The sequence below is a fragment of the Pseudaeromonas paramecii genome, assembly GCF_039540575.1.
GTDB lineage: Bacteria > Pseudomonadota > Gammaproteobacteria > Enterobacterales > Aeromonadaceae > Pseudaeromonas > Pseudaeromonas paramecii.
Genome location: NZ_BAABFC010000001.1, coordinates 33,885 through 54,789, shown reverse-complemented (window position 1 = coordinate 54,789; position 20,905 = coordinate 33,885). Strand labels below are relative to the sequence as shown.

The following is a 20,905-nucleotide window of genomic DNA, read 5'->3' as shown; positions in this document are numbered from 1 at the left end:
CTGCCAAGCCAGCCCCTAGACGGTGGCCCGATGGGGCAGCAGGGCACTCAGGCGGCGCAGGGTGCGTCCGGCCAAGGGCTCCAGCAGGCGGCTATAGCCCCAGGCACAGCTGGCAGCCTGCGCCAGGCACGCCAGCTCCAGCTTGGCGGCATAGCGTTGCAATCCCAGCGCCCCCAGGCTGGCGGCCGTGCTTTTCAAGGCATGGGCCTGCAGGCTGGCCTGAAACCAGTCCTGCTGCCCCAGCAACCAGTTGAGCAGGGTCAGGCGCCGCTGGGTTTCCTCGCTGAAGGTGGTGATCAGTCGACCGGCGGCCGACTGATCCATCTGCGCCAGCAAACATCGAAAATAGGCTTGATCCAGCAGGGTACCTGCCGGGCATGCGTTGTGGTGGTTCACGATAGTCTCCCACGTTGATGGGCAGACACTGCAAAAAATGCGCCTGGATTTTGCCGCAAAGTGCAGTCTCATCCGCTGCCAAACCCCGGCACAGGCAGGCAAAATGCTAAACGACTCTGAGCTGGGCGTTTCAGTTTGCAAATTGCGAAAAAAAAGGACGCTTATGCGTCCCTTTTTGGGTGAGGGAGACTCACGCTGCGGATGACAGCGGCTTACTGCTCCTCGGTGTCTTCGTCAGGCCGCGGCGGCTTGCCACCTTGGGGCGGCTCCGGCATGTTGCTCGGACGACAGCCCAGCTGAGCGCTGGTGTCGGTGCTGCTGGCACCACTGGCGGCAGGCGGTGCCTTGAACAGGGTGCAGACCCCGTCCAGCGACTCACCCTGCGGCGTCTGCACCGAGCAGACATCCCCTTCACCCAAACCGCTACAGGCCGTGATCGCCTCTTGGGGCGGTCCTGGCGGGTGACCATGGTCAGGCAGCTTGGTGGACGCCAAGGCAGCGCTACTGCCCAGCAGGGCCAACCAGGCCGCCAGGGCGACGCGAGTCTTGTTTGTCATGATAAACCTCGTGCTTGTTAGGAGTCCGGTACTACGAGGTCATATTAAGAGAGTCGCTGCCGCCACACAGGGGCTTTTACCCGCTTTTACCCTGGCTTGCGAGGCTTAGCATTTGTCGCCATTTGAATACGACTCAGCGCCTGCCGCCTCTGTGTCCAGTCCCAGGAAACCGCCGGTCTGATGGGCCCACAGCTGGGCATAAATCCCCCCCAGGGCCAACAGCTCGGCGTGGGTGCCCTGCTCGACGATCCGCCCCTTGTCCATCACCACCAGGCGATCCAGCGCCGCTATGGTGGAGAGGCGGTGGGCGATGGCAATCACCGTCTTGCCCTCCATCAGGCGATCCAGGCTGGCCTGAATGGCCGCCTCCACTTCCGAGTCCAGGGCCGAGGTGGCCTCATCCAGGATCAGCAGGGGGGCATTTTTGAGCAGCACCCGGGCCAGGGCGATACGCTGACGCTGGCCGCCGGAGAGCTTGACGCCCCGCTCCCCCACCTGGGCATCGAAGCCTTGATTGCCATAAGGGTCCGAGAGCGTCTCGATAAAGTCCATGGCCTCGGCCTGTACCGCCGCCCGCCGCAGATCCGCCTCGCTGGCTTCCGGCGCGCCGTAGAGGATATTTTCCCGCACCGTGCGGTGCAGCAGCGCCGTGTCCTGGGTGACCATGCCGATATGAGCCCGCAGGCTCTCCTGACTGACCTGACGAATATCCTGGCCGTCGATGAGGATGCGGCCGGCCTCCACGTCATAAAAGCGCAGCAGCAGGTTCACCAGGGTGGACTTGCCGGCGCCGGAGCGACCGACGATGCCAATCTTCTCGCCCGGCTTGATGGTGAGATCCAGCTGATCCAGCACGCCGGCCCCCTTGCCGTAATGGAAGCTCACCTGCTCGAAGCGTACCTCGCCGCGGGTTACCCGCAACGCCGACGCGTTCGGCGCATCCACCACCTCCAGAGGCTTGGCGAGGGTCTGGCTGCCGTCGGCCACGGTACCGATATTCTCGAACAGGGCACTGAGCTCCCACATGATCCACTGGGACATGCCGTTGAGCCGCAACGCCAGGCTGATGGCGATGGCAATGGCACCTATGCTGATGGCGGACTGACTCCACAGCCAGATGGCGGTGGCGGCCACGGCGAAGGCCAGCAGGTAGTTAAGCACCTGGACGCTGACGCTGACCCCGGTGGCCAGCCGCATCTGCCGGTTCACCGTCTCCATAAATTCACCCATGCCCTCACGGGCATAGTCGGCCTCCCGGCGGGTGTGGGAGAACAGCTTGACGGTCTGGATGTTGGTGTAGCTGTCCACCACCCGACCGGTCATCAGCGAGCGGGCCTCCGCCTGGGCACTGGCCACCCGCTTCAGGCGCGGCACGAAGTACCACTGCAACACCAGGTAGCCCAGCAGCCAGGCCACCATGGGCAGCATCAGGCGGGTGTCCGCCTGGCCCACCATCACCAGCATGGAGCCGAAATAGACCAGCACGTAGACCATGACATCCAGCAGCTTCATCACGGTTTCCCGCACCGCCAGCGCCGTCTGCATCACCTTGGTGGCCACCCGACCGGCAAAGTCATTGCTGTAAAACGACAGGCTCTGCTTGAGCAGATAGCGGTGGGCCTGCCAGCGAATCGCCATGGGATAGTTCCCCAGCAGGCTCTGGTGCATCAAGAGCGAATGCAGCAGCACCAGGAGCGGCAGACCGATGAGCAGCAGGGCACCCATCCACAGCAGGCGATCGCCACTGCTGTCAAACAAGGAACCCGGCTGCTGGGTGGACAGCCAGTCCACCAGGCGCCCCAGGAAACCAAACAACACCACCTCCCCCACGGCGATCAGGGCGCTGAGCAGCGACATGAGCAGCAGGTAGGGCTCCATGCCCCGGGTGTAGTGACGACAGAAGCGGTAGAGACCTGCAGGAGGCTGAGTGGGCTCCTCCTCGGGGAAGGGACGGGTCAGCCCCTCGAAAAAGCGAAACATGAGATACCTCGAAATGGTGCGACGGCCGCCGTCATGGGTTAAAGGCCGGCGGCAGGATCCGGTAGGTTAGCAGCCATAAAGACTAGGATAAAGTGCTGTCCTAGGGCAGTGGATCGCTCTGAATGCGAATGACCACCGCATCCTGCCGCCAATACTCCATGTCGCAGTCGATCAGTCGCCCCTGGCCGTCCAGGTTCAGCCGGCAGATCTGCAACAGGGGCGCCCCCTGGGGCAGCCCCAAGGCCCGCGCCACGGCGCCGTGGGCGGCGGTGGGCAGAATGTCGAAGGTGGACTGGCCATAGCCGATGCCATAGCGTTCGGCATACAAGCGCGTCAGGGAGCAGGTGAGATCCATCTCCAGCAGGCCGGGAAACCGTTCCGGCAGCAGGTAGTGCTCCACGTACAAGACATCCCGGGAGTCCAGGGAGCGCACCCGACAGATCTTGAGCAAGGGGCTCAAAGGCGCCAGCCCCATGCGCTGGCACAGCTCGGCGTTGGCCACCACGGGGCCGGCCTGCAGCACCCGGGTGGTGGCGGCGCGGCCCTGACTCTCCACCATGGCCTGGAAGTGGCTCTTGGTGCGCGGATCGTAGATGAGGCGTGGCGGCGCCACGAACCAGCCGCGTCGCTCTTCCCGGTAGATCTGCCCCTCGGTCTCCAGCACCGCCAGGGCTTCCTTCAGGGTGATGCGGGTGGTGGCGAAGCGTTCGCTCAGTGCCCGTTCCGACGGCAGCCGCATACCGGGCCGCAACAGGCCAGCGCGGATCTGCTCCTGCAAGGATTGACGGATCTGGGCCACCTGGGTGGGCTGGCGCTCATCTGGACTCATCCACTGGCTCATGACATCCCCTCTGACATGGTAACGGCGGGCAAAGATAGCATAACCGGGGTCAACTGCTCCCCGAATGCCCCTCACAATAGCCTGCCGACGTGGCGTTTTAGTGTCATGACCCGCTGTCGAACCCCATAACCGCCGGTAAATCACCCATCTGGACTAGTCCAACTAGCCGATTGTTGCGAATTGCATTCTGGCTATTGTTTGCGCTACATCACACCGTTAACCTTCAAGAAACTGTCACCCAGGTGTCACAAGTGGCTGTGAATAATACAAAACAACAGCAACAACCCAATCTGACCTAGTCCAGAAGGAGTCACACCATGAAAGCCCTATCCCTCTGTCTCATCCTGGGCAGCCTTGCCCTCCCCTTCGCCAGCCAGGCAGCGGCCCCGGCCGATCTGGTCAAGGCCGCCCAGGCCGAAGGTGCCGTCAACAGCATCGGCATGCCCGACAGCTGGGCCAACTGGAAAGACACCTGGCAAGACCTGCACAGCCAGTATGGCCTGGCGCACATGGACACCGACATGAGCTCCGCCGAGGAGCTGGCCAAGTTTGCCGCCGAGGCCGGCGACGCCACCGCCGATATCGGCGATGTGGGCCATGCCTTCGGTCCGTTGGCGGTGCAAAAGGGCCTGACGCTGGCCTACAAACCTACTCATTGGGACGCCATTCCCGCCTGGGCCAAAGATCAAGATGGCAACTGGATGTTGGCCTATACCGGCACCATCGCCTTCATGATCAACAAGGATCTGGTGCCCAACCCGCCCAAGAGCTGGGCCGACCTGCGCAGCGGCCAGTACAAGGTGACCGTCGGCAACGTGGGGGTCGCCTCTCAGGCCAATAACGGCGTGCTGGCTGCCGCCATCGCCGGTGGCGGTAACGAGAAAAACCTCAAACCCGCCTTCGACTTGTTTGCCGACTTGGCCAAGCAGGGCCGCCTCTCCCTCACCGATCCCTCCCTGGCCAACCTGGAGAAGGGTGAGGTAGCCGTCGCCGTGCTGTGGGACTTCAATGCCTTGAACTACCGCGACAAGATAGATCCCAACCGCTTCCTGGTGGTGATCCCCTCCGACGGCTCAGTGATCTCCGGCTACACCACCATCATCAACAAGTACGCCAAGCACCCCAATGCCGCCAAGCTGGCCCGGGAATATATCCTGAGCGACGCCGGTCAAATCAACCTGGCCCGCGGCTATGCCCGCCCCATTCGCAGCGATGTGGTGCTGCCGGATGACGTCAAGGCCAAGATGCTGCCGCCGGAGCAATACGCTGCCGCCAAGCCGGTAGGCGACTTTGATGCCTGGAGTGAAGCGGGTAAGGCCCTGCCCCGTCTGTGGCAGGAAAACGTCATGATCTATCAGCCGTAACCGCCATGACACACGCCAAGGTCATCTATCTGCTTATTGACGGCCTGGCCTATCAGGTAGCCCAGCACAGCATGGGCTACCTGCTGGCCTTGTGTGAGTCGGGCGACGCCAGCCTGCACAAGTTGCAGAGCGAGTTGCCCTCCCTCTCCCGTCCCCTCTACGAGACCCTGCTCACCGGTCAGACACCGGTGCAAAGCGGCATCCGCCACAACGGCATCACCCGCCTGTCCCACGGCCCCAGTCTGTTTGGCCTGGCGCAGCAGGCCGGGCTCACCACGGCGGCGGCCGCCTACCACTGGGTCAGCGAGCTGTATAACCGCAGCCCCTATGACGCCCGGCGGGATCGCTTCACCGAGGATCCCAGCCTGCCCATCCAGTACGGCCGCTTCTATCACCAGGACCATTACCCGGACGATCACCTGCTGATCGATGCCGATGATCTGCTGCGCCGCCATCAGCCGGATCTTCTGTTCATCCATCCCATGAACGTGGATGACGCCGGCCATCAGTACGGCCTGTCCAGCCCTCAGTACCGCAACGCCGCCCGGCGTTTCGATATTATGCTGAGCGACTTCCTGCCCGACTGGCGCGCCGCCGGCTATCAGATCCTGATCACGAGCGACCACGGCATGAACGACGACCACACCCATGGCGGCAGCCTGCCCTGCGAGCGGGAGGTGCCGCTGTTCCTGCTGGGCGAGGCCTTCAACCACAGCCCCAGTGTGCCGCCACAGCAGGTGGAGTTGTGCGGCACATTGGCCGACCTGCTGGGCCTGGAGCACGCCCTGCCGGCCTGCCCGGCGCTGCTCAATCCCCCTTGGAGAGCCGCATGACCAGTCTCATCCTAAGCCGCACCACCACCTGGGATGCCCCTCGAACCGGCCCGTCAACCCGCCGGCCGCTAGCCCTGCTGTGGCTGCTACCCCTGCTGTTGCTGCTGGGCCTCTTCTGCCTGGCGCCCCTGGGCTGGGTGCTATGGCATGCCATCTGGAGCCCGGACGGCTTTACCCTGTCGCGCTTTGCGTCCATCCTGGACTCGCCCTTCTACCGGCAGGCCTTCGGCAAGAGCCTGTGGCTCTCCGGCTGCTCCAGCCTGGCTGGCCTGCTCATCGCCGGCGTGGGGGCCGCGGCCCTCACCCGGGTACCGGGCCGCTGGCGCGATGCCGTCATCGCCTTCACCAACATGAGCAGCAACATGGCCGGTGTGCCCCTGGCCTTCGCCTTCATCGTCATCCTGGGCACCAACGGCGCCATCACCCTGATGGCCCGCCAGTGGTGGGGCATTGAGCTGTTTGATCTCTACTCCATGAATGGCCTGCTGCTGCTGTATATCTACTTTCAGCTGCCCTTGGCCCTGCTGCTGCTCTACCCGGCCTTCGACAACCTGCAGCCCCAGTGGCAGGAGGCCGCCGCCCTCTTGGGAGCCAGCCCCTGGCAGATCTTGCGGCACATCACCCTGCCCGTACTGGCGCCGGCCCTGCTGGGCACCTTCATCCTGTTGTTTGCCAACGCCATGGGGGCCTACGCCAGCGCCTATGCCCTGACCCTGGGCAACATCAACCTGCTGACCATCCGCATCGCCAGCCTGGTCTCCGGCGATCTCTTCCCGGATCCCGAGCTGGCCGCCGCCCTGTGCGTCTTGCTGCTGCTGATCCTGGCCCTCATCTGCTGGGGCAATCAGCTGCTGAAGGGGAGGTTCCACTATGCCAATCGCTAGACACTGGCCCAAGGCGGTGCTGGGCAGCCTGATGGGGCTGCTGTTGCTGCCCATCTTCGCCACCCTGGTCTATTCCCTGTCCAGTCACTGGGGCGCCACCATACTGCCAGACGGTTTCTCGCTGAACTGGTACCTGCAGTTGTGGGCCGAACCGCGCTTTTTGGCGGCGTTGGGGCGCTCCCTGCTGGTCTGTGGTGGCAGCCTGCTGCTCACCTATCTGGTGGTGGTGCCGGCGGCCTTCGTCATCTTCTACCGCTATCCGCAGCTGGACAAACCCATGGGGCTGCTGATCCTGCTGCCCTTTGCCATGCCGCCGGTCGTCGCCAGCGTCGGCCTGCTCAGCCTGTATGCTGGGGGAGCCCTGCCCCTGGTGGGCACCCCCTGGATCCTGCTGGGCTGCTATTTCAGTCTGGCGCTGCCCCTGCTCTACCGCGCCCTGGCCAACCGCCTCTCCCGGCTGGCGCTGCACGATTTGATGGCCGCCGCCCAGCTGCTGGGGGCCTCGGCGCCCAAGGCCTTTTGGCTGGTGATACTGCCGTCCCTGCGCAAGAGTCTGTTCTCGGCGCTGTTCTTGAGCTTCTCGTTTTTGATGGGGGAATTCGTGTTCGCCAACCTGCTGGTGGGCACCCGCTTCGAGACGCTGCAGATCTACCTGTACAACATGCGCGCCACCAGCGGCCACTACACCAGTGCCCTGGTGATCAGCTACTTCCTCATCACCCTGCTGCTGACCTGGCTGGCCAGCCGTTTCAACCGATAAGGAGCCACCCATGAGCTTTGTTACCCTGCGTGGCCTGAGCAAACAGCTCCCGGACCGCCCCCTGTTCGACAACCTCCATCTCAGCATTCAAGAAGGGGAGCTCATCACCCTGCTGGGCCCCAGCGGCTGCGGCAAGAGCACACTGCTGCGCGCCCTGGCGGGTCTGACCCCCATCGACGGCGGCCAGATCCTGATGGCCGGCGAAGAGATCACCCACCGCGCACCGCAACAGCGCCAGATTGGCATGGTGTTCCAGCATTACGCCCTGTTCCCCAACATGACGGTGGCGGGCAACGTGGGCTTTGGCCTGAAGATGCAAGGGGTGCCGGAACCCGAGCGCCGCGAGCGGGTGATGCAGATGCTGGAGCTGGTGGAGCTGGCCGGTAAGGCCAACGCCATGCCCGGCGAGCTGTCCGGCGGGCAGCAGCAGCGGGTGGCCCTGGCCCGCGCCCTGGCGGTCAGGCCACGTCTCTTGCTGCTGGATGAGCCCCTCTCGGCGCTGGATGCCCGCATCCGCCGTCATTTGCGCAGCCAGATCCGCGAGCTGGTGCATAAACTGGGGGTCACCACCGTCTTTGTGACCCACGATCAGGAGGAGGCCCTGCTGCTCTCCGATCGCATCGTGCTGATGCAGGACGGCCAGATAGTGCAGACCGGCACCGCCGAAGAGATCTATGCCCGTCCGGTGAACCGCTTCGCCGCCCGCTTCATCGGCCATTACAACCTGCTGGACGCCGAGACGGCACGGCGTCTGCTGGGGCATCAGGGCCAGGGTTACCTGGCCATCCGCCCAGAATGCATCCAGCTACAACCTCAGGCTCAGGGCCAAGCCCGGGTGCTGGGCCACCAGCTGCTGGGCAACGTGGTGCGTTATCAGGTGCAATGGCAGGATCAGCGGCTGGACGTTGATACCCTGAACCAGGGTGTGCAGGGCCTGCTGCCCCCCGGCACCCTGGTGGCGCTGCAGTTTCAGACCGATCAGTTTCGGGAGGTGGCCTGATGGCGCTGGCGCTGTTTGATCTGGATGACACCCTGCTGGACGGTGACACCGCCAGCCTCTGGTTTGAGCACATGGTGGCACGGGGCTGGGCCGACGCAGCCATGGCACAGCAGGAGCAGGCCCTGATGGCCCGCTACTACGCCGGCACCCTGGCCATGGAAGAGTACATGGCCTTTACCCTGAGTCCGCTGGCGGATCGCAGCCAGGCCGAGGTAGCCGACGAGGTGGCACTCTGCCTGACGGAGCGCATCCTGCCCCGCCTCTATCCCGAGGCCCAGGCGCTGCTGCAGCGCTATCGTGAACAGGGGGATCGCCTCATCATCGTCTCGGCCAGTGGCGAACATATCGTCCGTCCGGTGGCCGCACACCTGGGGGTCCAGGAGGTGCTGGCCATCGAGCTGGAACAAGCCGATGGCCGCTATACGGGTCGCACTCAGGGGGTGCTGAGCTTTCAGGCCGGCAAGGTGACGCGGCTGCGCCAGTGGCTGGGGGACGAGCTGGATCTGCTGGGCAGCCATGGCTACAGCGACTCCATCAACGATCTGCCGCTGCTGGAACTGGTACAGCATGCCCATGTGGTCAACCCTGGCGAACGGCTGGCCAGGCTGGCCCAAGCCCGGGGCTGGGAGTCCCTGCAGTGGGGCGGCTAAGCCCGCCCCGGCGCACAAACAAACACCCGCCAACTGGCGGGTGTCTGTTTTGGCTCTCATGGCTGTGATTACTCCGGCGTACTCTGGACCTCGGTGCGCCCCAGATAGTGGTCCAGGATGGTCTGGTAGCTGCCGTCCTGCTTCATGGCCAGCAAGGCGCGGTTAAAGGCGCTCACCTGATCACGCGACACACTCTGCTTGCTGAGCATGAAGGCGGCCGGCGCCTGATAGACCGCCAGATCCGCACGCTGAATTTGGCCTGCCAGCCCCTGTTGGTCGATGGCCCAGCGGGTGGCCAGGGTGTCGCCGAGAAAGCCGTCCAGCCGCCCCTTGAGCAGCTTGCCGTAGTTCTGGCTCTCATCCTCCACCTCTTCCACGTTGGGATGATGCCGCATGCCCTGCATCAGGGGCCCGTAGAAGAAGGATTTGGTGACCCCCAGGCGGAAGCCGCTCTCGATCAAGGCCTTGAGATCCCTGTGCCTTAGCTGGGTGCCCTGCTTGACCCAGAGGTGAGCCGAACTGGGATTGTAGGCCTCGGAAAACCAGGCATACGCGGCCCGCTCGTCGTTGTAGTAGGCCTCCATGGCCACATCCGTGGTGCCGGCCTTCAGCTCCAGCAGCACCCGCCGCCAGGGGCGCTCCTTGTATTCCAGCGGGCAGCCCATGCGTTTGGCAACTTCTTCGAGCACCTCGATGGCAAAGCCGCCCATCTTGCCATCGGCGTTCCGGTAGTGATAAGGCGGCCACTGATCATAACCCACCGACAAGGGGCGCTCACACGCCATGGCCGGCAAGGCCCCCACCAGCCAGAGGCCGCCAAATACGCAACCCGTCAAACCAGCCCAGCGCAGCAACGCACTCATCCTATTCCACAGCCTCATATAGGCTCCTTGTTATCAGGCGTCGGTTTTCACCTGTCGGCGGCCGGCATGCCAGCGCTCGTTAAGCCATAGTGCCAGTGTCATGACCAGACCGCCCACCAACAGACGTGGCACATCCGCCTCTTTTCCCCAGATCACCAGATTGACCACCAGGCCTGCCGGGATCAGGACATTGTTCATCACCGCCAGGGCACCGGGGTTAACCAGGGTGGCGCCCTTGTTCCACCAATAATAGCCCAGGCCCGATGCCACCAAGCCCAACCACAGCAAGATACCCCAGTGCAGTGGCGTACTGGGGTACTTGCTCCCCCCCAGGCACCACCAGGCCGGCAAGGCCACCAGTAAGGCTCCCAGAAAGAAGCAGGCGAACACGCTGTGTTGCGGCACCGGCTTGGCCTGTTTGGCCAGCAACCACTTGTAGCTGACCTGGCCCAGGGCAAAGCAGAGGTTGGCCCCCTGCACCACCAAGAAACCCAGCAGATACTGCTCACTGAGCCCATCGTAACGGATGATGGCCGCCCCCAGCACCGCCAACAAGGCCGAGGCCAGGTAACCCAGATTGAAGCGACCGGCCAGCAGATCGTGGAACAGGGCAATGTAGACCGGGGTGAAGATGGTGAAGATCAGCACCTCGGGCACCGTCAGCAGCAAGAAGGAGTGATAGTAGAAGACATACATGACACCCAGCTGAATGGCACCGATGGCCATCAGCTGCAGCGCAAGCCTGAGGGTCAGGTGGCGCGGCCGCAGCAGGGGCACAAACACCAGGGCTGCCAGCAGGATGCGGGTTAACACAGAGAAATAGGGGTCCACCTGGCCAGCCAGGTAAACGCCGATCAGGCTAAAGGAGAAGGCCCAGACCAAGGTGGTCACGGTCAGATAAATCATCAAGCTTTCCAAGTGGTTAAATTGGGCACAGCATACACCTGGACTGCCAGAGACACCATCAGGCCGGCGTCAGCCCCCGACACTCACTCAAGGCCAGCAAGATCTCGGGGGCCGTCTGCAGGCGGCGCACCTGACCAAACAGGGTCTGGGCCTCGGGATAGGCCTCCCGCAGGTAGCTCAGCCACTGCTTGATGCGATTGGGGAAATAGCGCCCCTTGTCACCTTTGATCTCACGCCCGGCATAATCGTGCATCAGTGCCAGCACCTCGGACCAAGGCAAGGGTGCCTCCTGCTGCCGGATCACGGCGCCCAGATTGGGGATATTCAGGGCGCCGCGGCCCACCATCAGGGAACGACAGCCGGTGATGGCCTGGCAGCGCAGGGCATCTTCACGGCTCCAGATCTCGCCATTGGCGGTGACGGGTATGGGTAGGCGAGCGCGGATCTCGCCGATATGCGCCCAGTTGATGGCCTCGCTGCGATAGCCGTCCTGTTTGGTGCGACCATGGATGGCCAGCTCGTTGGCGCCGCCCTGCACCACCGCATCGGCGATCTCCTCACATTCACTGGCGCAGGCCCAGCCCAAGCGGATCTTGGCCGACAGGGGCACCTCGGCCGGCAAGGCCCGGCGCATGGCCTGCAGGATGCGATAGATAAGCTCAGGCTCCTTGAGCAGGGAGGCGCCCCCCTTGGATTGATTCACATGGCGCGCCGGACAACCGAAGTTCACATCGATACCGGGAGAGCCCAATTGTGCCGCCAGCACCGCATTCTCCGCCATCCATTCGGGGGACTGGCCTAATAACTGCACCCGCACCGGGGTGCCGCTGGCGGTCTTGCCCCCCTGCTTAAGCTCTGGCGCCAGCTTGTAGAAGGTACGGGCCGGCAGCAGGGCATCCACCACCCGCACAAATTCGGTGACACACAGATCATAGGGGTTGATGGCCGTCAGCAGTTCACGCATCAGGGGATCCAGCACCCCCTCCATCGGCGCCAACACCAGACGATCACAGGTAAACGCAACCATGGCAGCTCCACATCACAAGGCGGCGTAACTTACCACGTGGTCGCATGCCGCAAAAGGGGCAAGCTAGTACTGAGTTTGTCGTGATTAAGCCCCCGTTTTCTGCGCCGGAATGACGAACCGGCCGAGAAAACCGATACACTGCTGGTCAGACCCCATACCGAGGCAGGGATATCTTGGCATTGCGTTGGTTCATCTTATTGGGCGCCCTCCTGCCCATGCTGTCACAGGCAGTCGACGTGTACCGCTGGCGGGATGCCCAGGGGCAGTTGCATTACGCCCAGATGCTGCCGGCCAACCTGCCGGAGGGAACCCCCTTCGATAAGGTCAATCTGGCCATCACACCGCCGCCCTTGCCCCCAACCCCCTCGGCGCCCGAACGGCTAAACCAGACACTGCAAGCCCAGGCACCCGCCGCCGGGCTGGAATGTACCCCCGCGCAGCGGGATGCCCGGCAATATGAGCTCAAGCGCGCTGCGGATCTGCTGGAGTTGGGGCAACGCCAGTGCCAGTTACGTTATCCCGGCGGCATGCAGTCTCTGCCCATGGACTTCCAGCGCTGCCTCAACAGCCGCCGCTATCTGTGGCAACAGAACCGCACCGGCATACTGCAGCGCTATCCCTGCGCCTGACAAAACCGGACGGCTCTGCTCTAATAGCCCTTTTGCTTGCCAGGGGATCCCATGACCGCCGATCAGCTGATAGAACAGGCTTATGATTATTTTCTGCAACTGGCTGCCGATCACCTCAGTGCCGAGGATCTGGTGGATCTGACGCTGGAATTCGAGGAGCGCGGCGCCGTGGAGTCAGGTCCGCCAGACGCCAGCTGGAGCGCCGAGCTAGGAGCGCCAATCATAGCCGACGACTGGCAGGAGGTGTGGGTGGGTCTGCTGGATCATCAAGAAGAGTTCTGCGTGCTCTACGCCAAGATACTGGTGCCGCTGGACGGCCGGGCCCAACCCTGGCCCATCCGTTGGAAACCCAAGCCGTAGAGACGACCAAGGCCGCCATCGCGGCCTTGGTTCTTCTTAACTCAGGTTGTTTACCTCAGGCCGATGCCCGTTGCGCCGCCAGACAACGCCGGCACAGGCACAGACCCGCAGCCCGGACCTCTGCCATTGCTGGTGCAGCGGGCAGGCCCATACACCAGCAGGTCTGGGCCGGCTCACCGGCCGTCATGGCGCAATAGCTGGGCTCACCGCAGGCTGGGCACGCATGGGTGGACAGGCGGCCTGTCAGCTGCGCCATCACCTGCTGCCGCGCCGTCTCCGACAACACGGACCAATGGGCGATCTCGTGCCGGGTGCGGCCACAGCCCGTACAGAGCTCCCCGGCCAGCTCGCAGCGTTGGCGACAGGGTGAACTCGGCTTATTCATCCGTTGACTGACCGGCGTCGGTCAGCCGGATCCCCTCGTCTTCGATCAGGATCAGCCCCTGCTTGTACAGGCTGCCGATGGCCTTCTTGAACTGCCCCTTGCTGACCCCAAACAGGTTGGCGATGAGCTCAGGCGCACTGGCATCGCTCACCGGCAGATACCCCTGCTGTTTGTGGAGCCGGGCCAGTATCTTGTCCGCCACCGCCTCGCGCCCCGTTTCACCCGGCGCCTGCAGGCTCAAGTCCAGCTTGCCATCTTCACGCACCAGCTTCACATAGCCCGTCATCCGGCGGCCCACCGGCAGGCGAGTGAATACCTCGTTGCGAAACAACATGCCGGCATAGCGTTCATCGACGATGGCCTTGAAGCCCATGGGGGTATGGGCGCCAATGATGAGACGCACCTGATCCCCGCTCTGGTAGGGCGGCCAGTCGGTGCGCAAGAAGCGCTCCAGCTTGCTGGTGGCCGCCACCCGCCCCTGCTCATCCAGATACAGACGCACCAGGTAGTGCCGGCCCACTTGCATGGTTTCGGCCTGTTCACGGATCGGCACGAACAGATCCTTCTTCAGACCCCAATCCAGGAAGGCGCCAATCTTGTTGGCACTCACCACCCGCAGCGCGGCAAATTCTCCCAGGCGCGCCAGGGGCGCGTCGCCACTGATCTCGGCCTCGCCATCGCCGTTCAGGTAGACAAAGACCGCCAGGGTCTGGCCAACCTCGGCCCCCTGGGGCACATGACGACGGGGCAGAAACAACTCGCCATAGTCCCCCACGTCCAGCCAGGCGCCCTTGGCGTCCAGTTCGACGATGGGAAGATGATTCATTTGGCCTAATTGCACCATGGGGAAACTCGCTCTGGCAGGGATGTCACAAAAGGGCGCCATAGTAGCTTGTCCGGGCTGCGGGGCAAAGGGGCTGAGGGAAAAAGGGCGGTGGCCGTCAGGTGGCTGCCCCCAGTGTCTCCCGACGCTTACCCACTTTCCGGGATCTAGGATCAGGCTAAATTGTGTACAAGATCTCGGATCACACAACTGATTATTATTTGTGCGAACTTTTTGACAGCTCGTCTGTCTACTGAGATAACGGACCCACCTAACCGAAGGAGCAAGCCATGCAACGCATAGACTACTCAAGGATCAAGGCGCAGGTATTTGATGCCATGAACAATTGTGCCTCCCCTTATCAGGAAGCCAAGAGCCACTGCATCAACAAGGGACTCCCGTTTGGTTTACGGGAAGAGGAAATGGTCTCCCAGGCTATCCGTGAATTTCACGGTTGGGATACCCACGAAAGCAGCCTGCTGCGTTAACCTGCCACATTGATAAAGGTGTGTTCGCGCCGCCGACGCAACACTGGCGGGTGCAAACTCAACAAAGGAGCCTCTGGCTCCTTTGTTGTTTTCTAGGGACAGTCGCCCAGGCCCGTGCCCCTCGCTCCCCCAGCACCAGCCAGCCAAGACTGGGAAAAGTCCTGCAGTTGCGGGAACAGTGCCAGAAAGTCCTGCTCCAGTTCGGCGTAGTGCCACAGGAGCTCCTCGCCACCGCCCAGCAAGAAGGCCTCCAGCCGGGTGCGGCGCCGGGCCAGACTGTTCAGCGCCCAGCCGACGCTGTCAACCTCACCATAGGACTCCAGCCAGGCCTCGTCCCGCATCCGGGGCCAAAGCCCCTGCAGGCGCGCCGGCAACTGGTCATGACGTTGCGCCAAGGTGGCATAGAAGTCGGCGAGATAATCCCCCAGAGACTGCTCACAAAAACGCCGCCAATGGCACACCAGAAAGTGATCGTAAAACAGATCCACCATGATGCCGGCCACCCGCCGGCGAGCGGGACTTATCCGTCCACAACTTTGCCGAAACAGCGGGTGGGCGTCGGTCTGCACATCGATCTGGCGGTGCAGTGCCACCCCCAGCGCCAGATCCGCCGGCAGGCTGCCCGGCAGCGGGCCTTTGACAAAGTCCCCCAGCAGGCCGCCGATCTGGTGGGCCGGTTCACCGCCGGCTAACAACAGATGAGCCAAAAAATTCATCTTAACCCGTCACCTTCATCACCCCATCACACCTCAAGCCCGGTTTCCCTTGACCTGGCGCCCCCCCTGGCTACACTGCCGGGCAATCGGCCCGCGCCACTATCAATACCACTATCACCCGTAGCAACTCTATCAAGGCCTGCCCATGACCCAGCCATCGCCCCAGACCGATCCTGCGCACCAGGCGCCCGTGTGCATCATAGGCGGCGGGCCGGCGGGCCTGTTTGCCGCCGAGATCATAAGTCAGCAGGGCTGGGCCGTCGATCTGTATGACCGCATGCCCTCGGTGGGGCGCAAGTTCCTGCAGGCCGGCCGTGGTGGTCTGAACCTCACTCACGGCGAGCCCCTGGCGGACTTCTGCCGGCGCTATTACGAGGCCAGCGACTGGATGACTCCCCAACTGATGGCCTTTGGTGCCGACGCGCTGCGGCAGTGGGCCCAGGGCTTGGGGGTTGAGACCTTCGTCGGCAGCTCGGGCCGGGTGTTTCCCACCGACATGAAGGCCGCCCCCCTGCTGCGGGCCTGGCTGCAGCGCCTCAAGCAAGCCGGTGTACGCTTCTACCCTCGCCATCGCTGGCAAGGCTGGGACGAGGGCGGCGCCCTGCGCTTCGATACCCCGGAGGGCCCCGTGGTTCGCACGGCTCAGGCCACCCTGCTGGCCCTAGGAGGGGGCAGCTGGTCGCGGCTGGGCTCGGACGGCAGCTGGCTGCCCACCCTGGCGGCCGCCGGTGTCGAGGTGACCCCCTTGCAACCGGCCAACTGCGGCTTCGACTGCGACTGGAGCGACCACTTCGCCCAGCGCTTCGCCGGCGAGCCCCTCAAAACGGTGGTGTTGTCGTGTGGCGACGATGCCCGACGGCAGCACAAGCGGGGCGAGGCCATGATCACCGCCACCGGCATTGAGGGCAGCCTGATCTATCCCTTCGTCCCCCTGCTGCGCCGCCAACTGGCCGAGCAAGGCCAGGCCAAGGTGTGGCTGGATCTGCTGCCGGATCGCAGTGAAGATCAGGTGCTCAGCGCCCTGAGCCAATCCCGTGGCAGCAAATCCCTGGCCAATCACCTGCGCAGCCGGCTCAAGCTTGATGGCGTCAAGGCCGGCTTGCTGCGCGAATGCCTGCCCGCCGACACCCTGCAGCAGATGCCCCTGCTGGCCCAGGCCATCAAGGCCCTGCCCCTGACGCTCACCCGTACCCGTCCCCTGGATGAGGCCATCAGCACCGCCGGCGGTATCTGCCTGTCGGCGCTGGATGAAGGCCTGATGCTGCGCCACCATCCCGGCCTGTTTGCCGCCGGCGAGATGCTGGACTGGGAAGCGCCCACCGGTGGCTATCTGCTCACCGGCTGTTATGCCACCGGCCGTAGCGCCGCCCTGGGGATCCTCCACTACCTGGCTCAGTAAGACAGAGAAAGTCCCTCGAGATAGTGGGCTGACAATTTAAAAACGATCGGTCTATAATTGTCGAATGACCACGACACCCACTCCCGTGCGCCGCGGCCCAGGCCGCCCGCCTAAGACCGGCCAATCGCAAGAGCAGAGCCGTGAGGCCCTGATCCGCGCGGGTCTGGCCGCCCTGACCGAATACGGCTTCTATGCCAGCGGCCTCGACGGCCTGCTCAAGGCTGCCGGGGTGCCCAAGGGCTCCTTCTACCACTACTTCGCCAACAAGGAGGCCTTCGGCCTGGCGGTGCTGGAGGCCTATGACCACTACTTTGCCCGCAAGCTCAAGCGCCATTTTGACAACCCGAGCCTGACGCCGCTGGCCCGACTGGCGGCATTTGTCGCGGATGCCAAGACCGGCCTGGCGCGCCATGACTACCGCCGCGGCTGCCTGGTGGGCAACCTGGGTCAGGAGATAGGGGTACTGCCCCAGGCCTACGCCCAGGCCCTGGAGTCCACCTTTGCCCACTGGCAACGGCTGTTGGCGGCCTGCCTTGCCGAAGCGGTGCGCGCCGGCGAGCTGGCCCCCCAGGCCGACTGCGCAGCCCTGGCTCAGGTGTTCTGGCTGGGCTGGGAGGGCGCCGTGATGCGGGCCCGGCTGGTCAAGAGCGCCGCGCCGCTGGATAGCTTTGTCGAGTTTTATTTGGCCGGACTGCCTCGCCCGGCACCGTTTACAACCTGATCATCAGGCTTATTCACCCTTTCCACGTCCAAGGAGCAGCGCATGTTCAATGCCATCCAGATCCACAACGATGAAGCCGGTTACCGGAGCGAACTGACCCAACTTGATCCCGTCCAGCTGCCCGAGGGGGATGTGCAGGTGGCAGTGGCGTACAGCGGTCTCAATTACAAGGACGCCCTGGCCATCACGGGCAAGGGCAAGATAGCCCGCCGCTTCCCCATGGTGCCGGGCATCGACCTGGCCGGTACCGTCACGGCCTCCTCCCATGCCGAGTTTGCCGTGGGTGACCAGGTGTTGCTCAACGGCTGGGGCGTGGGGGAAAGCCACTGGGGCGGTCTGGCCCAGCAGGCACGCCTCAAGGGGGACTGGCTGATCCCGCTGCCGGAAACCTTCACGGCCCGCCAGGCCATGGCCATCGGCACCGCCGGCTACACCGCCATGCTGTGCGTCATGGCCCTGGAGAAGCACGGTATTCGCCCCGACAGCGGTCCCGTGCTGGTGACCGGTGCCGGCGGCGGCGTGGGCTCGGTGGCCATCGCTCTGCTGGCCGAGCTGGGCTACGAGGTGCATGCCGCCACCGGCCGCCCCCAGGAAGCCGACTACCTGCTGGGGCTGGGGGCCAAGGAAATCGTGACCCGGGAGAGTCTGAGCCAACCCGGTGCCCCCCTGGCCAAGGCCCGCTGGGCCGGCGCCGTGGATTCTGTGGGTAGCCACACCCTGGCCAATGTCTGCGCCGCCCTGCACTACAACGGCGTGGTGGCGGCCTGTGGCCTGGCCCAGGGCATGGACTTTCCCGCCAGCGTGGCCCCCTTCATCCTGCGGGGCATCACGCTGGTGGGTATCGACAGCGTGATGCGTCCGAAAGACGAACGCCTGGCCGCCTGGGCGCGGCTGGCCGAGGATCTGAGCCTGGCCAAGCTGGACGCCATGACTCAGGAGATCGCGCTGGCCGAGGCGATCCAGGCCGCCAGTCAGCTGCTGGCCGGCCAGATCCGTGGCCGTCTGGTGGTGGACGTCAACCGCTAGGCGCAAGACGGTGGCAGAGCGGCGCCCCTTGGGCGATACTCTGCCACCTTGTCCGGCAACCGCAGAGTCAGTGCAGACCGTGAATCCGTCTCAGCCCAGCTTCTACTTCCACGACTACGAAACCTTCGGGACCCACCCCGGGCGTGATCGCCCGGCCCAGTTTGCCGGCGTCCGCACCGATGCCGAGCTCAATCTCATCGGCGAGCCCCTGGTGATCTACTGCCAGCTGGCGCCGGATTACCTGCCCGAGCCCGAGGCCTGTCTCATCACCGGCATCACGCCGCAGAAGGTGAACCAGCTGGGGGCGAGCGAGTCCGCCTTCATCCAGGCCATTCACCGGGAATTCTCGGTGCCCCAGACCTGCATCCTGGGCTACAACAACCTGCGCTTCGACGACGAGGTGACCCGCTACACCCTCTACCGCAACCTGATGGACCCCTACGGCTACAGCTGGCAGCAAGGCAACTCCCGCTGGGATCTGTTGGATCTGGTGCGCGCCTGCTATGCCCTACGCCCCGACGGGATCAACTGGGTGTATGACGACGAGGGTAAGCCCAGCTTCAAGCTCGAACGCCTCACCGCCGCCAATGGCCTCGCCCACGAGCACGCCCACGATGCCTTGAGCGACGTGTTGGCCACCATAGCCCTGGCCAAGCTCATCCGTCAGGCCCAGCCCAGGCTGTTCGACTATCTGTTTGACCTGCGCAGCAAACACAAGGTCAAGGCGCTCATCGACCTCATCAGCATGAAGCCCCTGGTGCATGTCTCCGGCATGTTCCCTGCCACCCAGGGTTGCGTCAGCTGGGTGGCACCGGTAGCCTGGCACCCCAGCAATGCCAACGCCGTGATCGTGGTGGATCTTAACCAGGACATCAGCCCGCTGGTGGAACTGGACGCCGAGGCCATCTGCGAGCGGCTCTACACCCCCAGGGCCGAACTGGGGGATCTGCCGCCCATCGGCATCAAGCTGGTACACATCAACAAGTGCCCTGTGCTGGCGCCGGCGGCGAGCCTGAGCGAGTCCCGGGCCGACGAGCTGGGACTGGATCGGGCCCGCTGTCGCCAGAGCCTGGACACCCTGCGCCGCCATCCCGAGATCCGGGAGAAGCTGCTGGCGGTATATGGCATGGAGCGGGAATTCAGCGAGAGTCAGGATGTGGATCTGCAGCTGTATCGGGGCTTCTTGAGCGATGCGGACAAGGCCACCCTGGCACTGATTCTGGCCACCCCGCCGGAGCAGCTGGGCAGCCATCCCTATGCCTTCAACGATCCCCGCCTGCCGGAGCTGCTGTTTCGCTACCGTGCCCGCAACTTCCCCCAGACACTGAGTGACGAGGAGCTGACCCGCTGGCGCCGCCACTGCAGCAGCCGGCTCGAGGGCCAGGCCGACGGCTTCGTGTTGAAGCTGGAGACCCTGCTGGAGCAGTACCAGCAGCAGCCGGACAAGGTGGGGATCATCAAGGCGCTGGCCCGCTATCTCAGCGAGCTCTAAGCATTGCGACCATAAACAGACGGGGCGCCAAGGCGCCCCGTCTTTCTTGTTACATGGCTCGCCGGTGCTACAGCCAGCGGATCATATCGTCGTTACGCTGTCCTGCCGGGTACTCGAAGCCCCCCAGGCGGCGGAAGCCCGCCCCCAGATAGAAGCGTACCGCCCGCTGGTTCTGCATCTGCACGCCGCCCATCAGTATGATGGCCTGGCGGCCCAGGGCGCGGCACAAGTCCACGCCATAGCGCAGCATCTGCTTGCCATAACCCCGGCTCTGATGACCCTCGGCCACCACGGGCGCCAGGCTGGCCGCCGGCACCTCGTCCAGATCCAGGCTATAGCGCAAGAAGCGCTCCAGCTCGTAGTCGGCCAAGGTCATGCGCAGCACCAGGTAGGCCAGGAAATGGCCATCCGGTGCCACCATCACCAGATGCAGCGACTGGTGGGGATCCAGGTTGGCACACAGGGCATGGGCGGTGGCCCCATCCAGCGGATGAGGCCCGAATTGCCGGCGACTCAGGTCGCTCAGACCGGTGAGCAGCTGGGCCAGGGCCGGTCCGTCGTGGGGACGCAGGGGACGAATGAGACAGGCTTGTCCCTGCTCGTCGGTAAACCAGCGCTCGGCACCCGGATGATAGGTGATATCGGCAAAGCTCAGTCTGTTCATCTAACCTCTCCGCGGATCCCAGATCGGCCAGCGCCATAGCTGCTCCGACCTGCATATAAGAGGCAAGAGGCTAGCGATTTTGTGCCGCGAATCAACCATTTTTTGCAGATCGCCTGACCCGGGTCGGCAAAAAAAGCCGAC

The 20,905-nt window shown here is 63.9% G+C and carries 24 protein-coding genes; 13 read left to right on the top strand and 11 right to left on the bottom strand.

Going from position 1 to position 20,905, the window contains the following annotated elements; genetic code table 11:
* Nucleotides 1–15: 15 nt before the first annotated feature.
* The 4 genes from ABD847_RS00255 to ABD847_RS00240 all read right to left on the bottom strand — a co-directional run bounded on the left by ABD847_RS00255 (nucleotide 16) and on the right by ABD847_RS00240 (nucleotide 3,774).
* Entirely contained in the window at nucleotides 16–396 is a 381-nt protein-coding gene (locus ABD847_RS00255) for an Hpt domain-containing protein (protein WP_345008876.1), read from the bottom strand.
* A gap of 212 nt (nucleotides 397–608) precedes the next feature.
* A complete protein-coding gene (locus ABD847_RS00250; RefSeq protein ID WP_345008874.1) occupies nucleotides 609–953 on the bottom strand; it encodes a hypothetical protein in 345 nt (114 codons plus the stop codon).
* Nucleotides 954–1,058: 105 nt separating this feature from the next.
* The gene (locus tag ABD847_RS00245) at nucleotides 1,059–2,933 is read right to left on the bottom strand and encodes an ABC transporter ATP-binding protein (RefSeq protein WP_345008872.1); all 1,875 of its coding nucleotides are present in this window, start codon (nucleotides 2,931–2,933) and stop codon (nucleotides 1,059–1,061) included.
* Nucleotides 2,934–3,033: 100 nt separating this feature from the next.
* Nucleotides 3,034–3,774: a UTRA domain-containing protein gene (locus tag ABD847_RS00240; protein WP_345008870.1), complete on the bottom strand. Its 741-nt coding sequence runs from the start codon at nucleotides 3,772–3,774 to the stop codon at nucleotides 3,034–3,036.
* Between the two features lie 317 nt (nucleotides 3,775–4,091).
* On the opposite strand from ABD847_RS00240, the gene ABD847_RS00235 reads away from it, so the two are divergent.
* The 6 genes from ABD847_RS00235 to ABD847_RS00210 are packed head-to-tail and all read left to right on the top strand — an operon-like array spanning nucleotide 4,092 to nucleotide 9,265.
* Nucleotides 4,092–5,138 carry an ABC transporter substrate-binding protein gene (locus tag ABD847_RS00235; protein WP_345008867.1) on the top strand — a complete coding sequence of 349 codons (1,047 nt, stop codon included), beginning with the start codon at nucleotides 4,092–4,094 and terminating at the stop codon, nucleotides 5,136–5,138.
* Nucleotides 5,139–5,143: 5 nt separating this feature from the next.
* Nucleotides 5,144–5,971 (top strand): alkaline phosphatase family protein, encoded by an 828-nt coding sequence (locus ABD847_RS00230; protein ID WP_345008865.1) that lies wholly within the window; start codon nucleotides 5,144–5,146, stop codon nucleotides 5,969–5,971.
* On the top strand, nucleotides 5,968–6,855 hold the full coding sequence (locus ABD847_RS00225; RefSeq protein WP_345008863.1) for an ABC transporter permease: 888 nt from the start codon (nucleotides 5,968–5,970) through the stop codon (nucleotides 6,853–6,855). The genes ABD847_RS00230 and ABD847_RS00225 overlap by 4 nt, the downstream gene beginning before the upstream one ends.
* Nucleotides 6,842–7,615, top strand: coding sequence for an ABC transporter permease (locus tag ABD847_RS00220; protein ID WP_345008862.1), 774 nt, complete (start codon nucleotides 6,842–6,844; stop codon nucleotides 7,613–7,615). The genes ABD847_RS00225 and ABD847_RS00220 overlap by 14 nt, the downstream gene beginning before the upstream one ends.
* A 10-nt stretch (nucleotides 7,616–7,625) precedes the next feature.
* The gene (locus tag ABD847_RS00215) at nucleotides 7,626–8,615 is read left to right on the top strand and encodes an ABC transporter ATP-binding protein (RefSeq protein ID WP_345008861.1); all 990 of its coding nucleotides are present in this window, start codon (nucleotides 7,626–7,628) and stop codon (nucleotides 8,613–8,615) included.
* Complete coding sequence (locus ABD847_RS00210; RefSeq protein ID WP_345008860.1) at nucleotides 8,615–9,265, top strand: HAD family hydrolase; 651 nt, start codon at nucleotides 8,615–8,617, stop codon at nucleotides 9,263–9,265. The genes ABD847_RS00215 and ABD847_RS00210 overlap by 1 nt, the downstream gene beginning before the upstream one ends.
* A gap of 68 nt (nucleotides 9,266–9,333) precedes the next feature.
* Here the strand turns inward: ABD847_RS00210 and ABD847_RS00205 are convergent, their stop codons facing one another.
* From ABD847_RS00205 to dusC, 3 genes are read right to left on the bottom strand one after another with little or no spacing between them, the layout of a single operon-like run.
* Nucleotides 9,334–10,146, bottom strand: coding sequence for a substrate-binding periplasmic protein (locus tag ABD847_RS00205; protein WP_345008858.1), 813 nt, complete (start codon nucleotides 10,144–10,146; stop codon nucleotides 9,334–9,336).
* A gap of 15 nt (nucleotides 10,147–10,161) precedes the next feature.
* Nucleotides 10,162–11,034 (bottom strand): DMT family transporter, encoded by an 873-nt coding sequence (locus ABD847_RS00200; RefSeq protein ID WP_345008856.1) that lies wholly within the window; start codon nucleotides 11,032–11,034, stop codon nucleotides 10,162–10,164.
* 58 nt (nucleotides 11,035–11,092) lie between these two features.
* On the bottom strand, nucleotides 11,093–12,061 hold the full coding sequence (gene dusC / locus ABD847_RS00195) for a tRNA dihydrouridine(16) synthase DusC (RefSeq protein WP_345008854.1): 969 nt from the start codon (nucleotides 12,059–12,061) through the stop codon (nucleotides 11,093–11,095).
* A 215-nt stretch (nucleotides 12,062–12,276) separates the two neighbouring features.
* On the opposite strand from dusC, the gene ABD847_RS00190 reads away from it, so the two are divergent.
* Entirely contained in the window at nucleotides 12,277–12,690 is a 414-nt protein-coding gene (locus tag ABD847_RS00190; protein ID WP_345008852.1) for a DUF4124 domain-containing protein, read from the top strand.
* A gap of 51 nt (nucleotides 12,691–12,741) precedes the next feature.
* Nucleotides 12,742–13,050, top strand: a complete 309-nt coding sequence (locus tag ABD847_RS00185; RefSeq protein WP_345008850.1) for an HI1450 family dsDNA-mimic protein — start codon at nucleotides 12,742–12,744, stop codon at nucleotides 13,048–13,050.
* Nucleotides 13,051–13,105: 55 nt separating this feature from the next.
* Here ABD847_RS00185 and ABD847_RS00180 read toward each other — a convergent pair whose 3' ends face one another.
* On the bottom strand, nucleotides 13,106–13,435 hold the full coding sequence (locus ABD847_RS00180) for a DUF1289 domain-containing protein (RefSeq protein WP_345008847.1): 330 nt from the start codon (nucleotides 13,433–13,435) through the stop codon (nucleotides 13,106–13,108).
* Nucleotides 13,428–14,261, bottom strand: coding sequence for a CvfB family protein (locus ABD847_RS00175; RefSeq protein WP_345008845.1), 834 nt, complete (start codon nucleotides 14,259–14,261; stop codon nucleotides 13,428–13,430). Before ABD847_RS00175 ends, ABD847_RS00180 begins: the two co-directional genes overlap by 8 nt.
* 287 nt (nucleotides 14,262–14,548) lie before the next feature.
* Here ABD847_RS00175 and ABD847_RS00170 point away from each other — a divergent pair, with 287 nt between their 5' ends.
* Complete coding sequence (locus ABD847_RS00170) at nucleotides 14,549–14,746, top strand: hypothetical protein (protein ID WP_345008843.1); 198 nt, start codon at nucleotides 14,549–14,551, stop codon at nucleotides 14,744–14,746.
* 92 nt (nucleotides 14,747–14,838) lie between these two features.
* On the opposite strand, the gene ABD847_RS00165 is transcribed toward ABD847_RS00170, so the two are convergent.
* On the bottom strand, nucleotides 14,839–15,462 hold the full coding sequence (locus ABD847_RS00165) for an acyl carrier protein phosphodiesterase (protein WP_345008841.1): 624 nt from the start codon (nucleotides 15,460–15,462) through the stop codon (nucleotides 14,839–14,841).
* Nucleotides 15,463–15,607: 145 nt separating this feature from the next.
* On the opposite strand from ABD847_RS00165, the gene ABD847_RS00160 reads away from it, so the two are divergent.
* From ABD847_RS00160 to sbcB, 4 genes are all read left to right on the top strand, one after another.
* Entirely contained in the window at nucleotides 15,608–16,861 is a 1,254-nt protein-coding gene (locus tag ABD847_RS00160) for a TIGR03862 family flavoprotein (protein ID WP_345008839.1), read from the top strand.
* 64 nt (nucleotides 16,862–16,925) lie between these two features.
* A complete protein-coding gene (gene acuR / locus ABD847_RS00155; RefSeq protein ID WP_345008836.1) occupies nucleotides 16,926–17,582 on the top strand; it encodes an acrylate utilization transcriptional regulator AcuR in 657 nt (218 codons plus the stop codon).
* A 42-nt stretch (nucleotides 17,583–17,624) separates the two neighbouring features.
* Nucleotides 17,625–18,608: an acrylyl-CoA reductase (NADPH) gene (acuI, locus tag ABD847_RS00150; RefSeq protein ID WP_345008834.1), complete on the top strand. Its 984-nt coding sequence runs from the start codon at nucleotides 17,625–17,627 to the stop codon at nucleotides 18,606–18,608.
* Nucleotides 18,609–18,687: 79 nt separating this feature from the next.
* Nucleotides 18,688–20,100, top strand: a complete 1,413-nt coding sequence (gene sbcB, locus ABD847_RS00145) for an exodeoxyribonuclease I (protein ID WP_345008832.1) — start codon at nucleotides 18,688–18,690, stop codon at nucleotides 20,098–20,100.
* 67 nt (nucleotides 20,101–20,167) lie between these two features.
* Here the strand turns inward: sbcB and ABD847_RS00140 are convergent, their stop codons facing one another.
* A complete protein-coding gene (locus ABD847_RS00140; RefSeq protein ID WP_345008830.1) occupies nucleotides 20,168–20,764 on the bottom strand; it encodes a GNAT family N-acetyltransferase in 597 nt (198 codons plus the stop codon).
* Nucleotides 20,765–20,905 lie beyond the last annotated feature (141 nt).

What these genes read in the sequence shown, in the direction of transcription:
- ABD847_RS00190 (WP_345008852.1), top strand. Translation starts at nt 12,277, where the DNA reads ATGCTGTCACAGGCAGTCGACGTGTACCGCTGGCGGGATGCCCAGGGG.
- ABD847_RS00170 (WP_345008843.1), top strand. Translation starts at nt 14,549, where the DNA reads ATGCAACGCATAGACTACTCAAGGATCAAGGCGCAGGTATTTGATGCC.
- ABD847_RS00200 (WP_345008856.1), bottom strand. Translation starts at nt 11,034, where the DNA reads ATGATTTATCTGACCGTGACCACCTTGGTCTGGGCCTTCTCCTTTAGC.
- ABD847_RS00250 (WP_345008874.1), bottom strand. Translation starts at nt 953, where the DNA reads ATGACAAACAAGACTCGCGTCGCCCTGGCGGCCTGGTTGGCCCTGCTG.
- ABD847_RS00165 (WP_345008841.1), bottom strand. Translation starts at nt 15,462, where the DNA reads ATGAATTTTTTGGCTCATCTGTTGTTAGCCGGCGGTGAACCGGCCCAC.
- acuI (WP_345008834.1), top strand. Translation starts at nt 17,625, where the DNA reads ATGTTCAATGCCATCCAGATCCACAACGATGAAGCCGGTTACCGGAGC.
- ABD847_RS00210 (WP_345008860.1), top strand. Translation starts at nt 8,615, where the DNA reads ATGGCGCTGGCGCTGTTTGATCTGGATGACACCCTGCTGGACGGTGAC.
- ABD847_RS00140 (WP_345008830.1), bottom strand. Translation starts at nt 20,764, where the DNA reads ATGAACAGACTGAGCTTTGCCGATATCACCTATCATCCGGGTGCCGAG.
- ABD847_RS00205 (WP_345008858.1), bottom strand. Translation starts at nt 10,146, where the DNA reads ATGAGGCTGTGGAATAGGATGAGTGCGTTGCTGCGCTGGGCTGGTTTG.
- ABD847_RS00175 (WP_345008845.1), bottom strand. Translation starts at nt 14,261, where the DNA reads ATGAATCATCTTCCCATCGTCGAACTGGACGCCAAGGGCGCCTGGCTG.
- ABD847_RS00185 (WP_345008850.1), top strand. Translation starts at nt 12,742, where the DNA reads ATGACCGCCGATCAGCTGATAGAACAGGCTTATGATTATTTTCTGCAA.
- ABD847_RS00225 (WP_345008863.1), top strand. Translation starts at nt 5,968, where the DNA reads ATGACCAGTCTCATCCTAAGCCGCACCACCACCTGGGATGCCCCTCGA.
- ABD847_RS00230 (WP_345008865.1), top strand. Translation starts at nt 5,144, where the DNA reads ATGACACACGCCAAGGTCATCTATCTGCTTATTGACGGCCTGGCCTAT.
- ABD847_RS00180 (WP_345008847.1), bottom strand. Translation starts at nt 13,435, where the DNA reads ATGAATAAGCCGAGTTCACCCTGTCGCCAACGCTGCGAGCTGGCCGGG.
- ABD847_RS00215 (WP_345008861.1), top strand. Translation starts at nt 7,626, where the DNA reads ATGAGCTTTGTTACCCTGCGTGGCCTGAGCAAACAGCTCCCGGACCGC.
- ABD847_RS00240 (WP_345008870.1), bottom strand. Translation starts at nt 3,774, where the DNA reads ATGAGCCAGTGGATGAGTCCAGATGAGCGCCAGCCCACCCAGGTGGCC.
- ABD847_RS00245 (WP_345008872.1), bottom strand. Translation starts at nt 2,933, where the DNA reads ATGTTTCGCTTTTTCGAGGGGCTGACCCGTCCCTTCCCCGAGGAGGAG.
- ABD847_RS00220 (WP_345008862.1), top strand. Translation starts at nt 6,842, where the DNA reads ATGCCAATCGCTAGACACTGGCCCAAGGCGGTGCTGGGCAGCCTGATG.
- acuR (WP_345008836.1), top strand. Translation starts at nt 16,926, where the DNA reads ATGACCACGACACCCACTCCCGTGCGCCGCGGCCCAGGCCGCCCGCCT.
- ABD847_RS00160 (WP_345008839.1), top strand. Translation starts at nt 15,608, where the DNA reads ATGACCCAGCCATCGCCCCAGACCGATCCTGCGCACCAGGCGCCCGTG.
- ABD847_RS00235 (WP_345008867.1), top strand. Translation starts at nt 4,092, where the DNA reads ATGAAAGCCCTATCCCTCTGTCTCATCCTGGGCAGCCTTGCCCTCCCC.
- dusC (WP_345008854.1), bottom strand. Translation starts at nt 12,061, where the DNA reads ATGGTTGCGTTTACCTGTGATCGTCTGGTGTTGGCGCCGATGGAGGGG.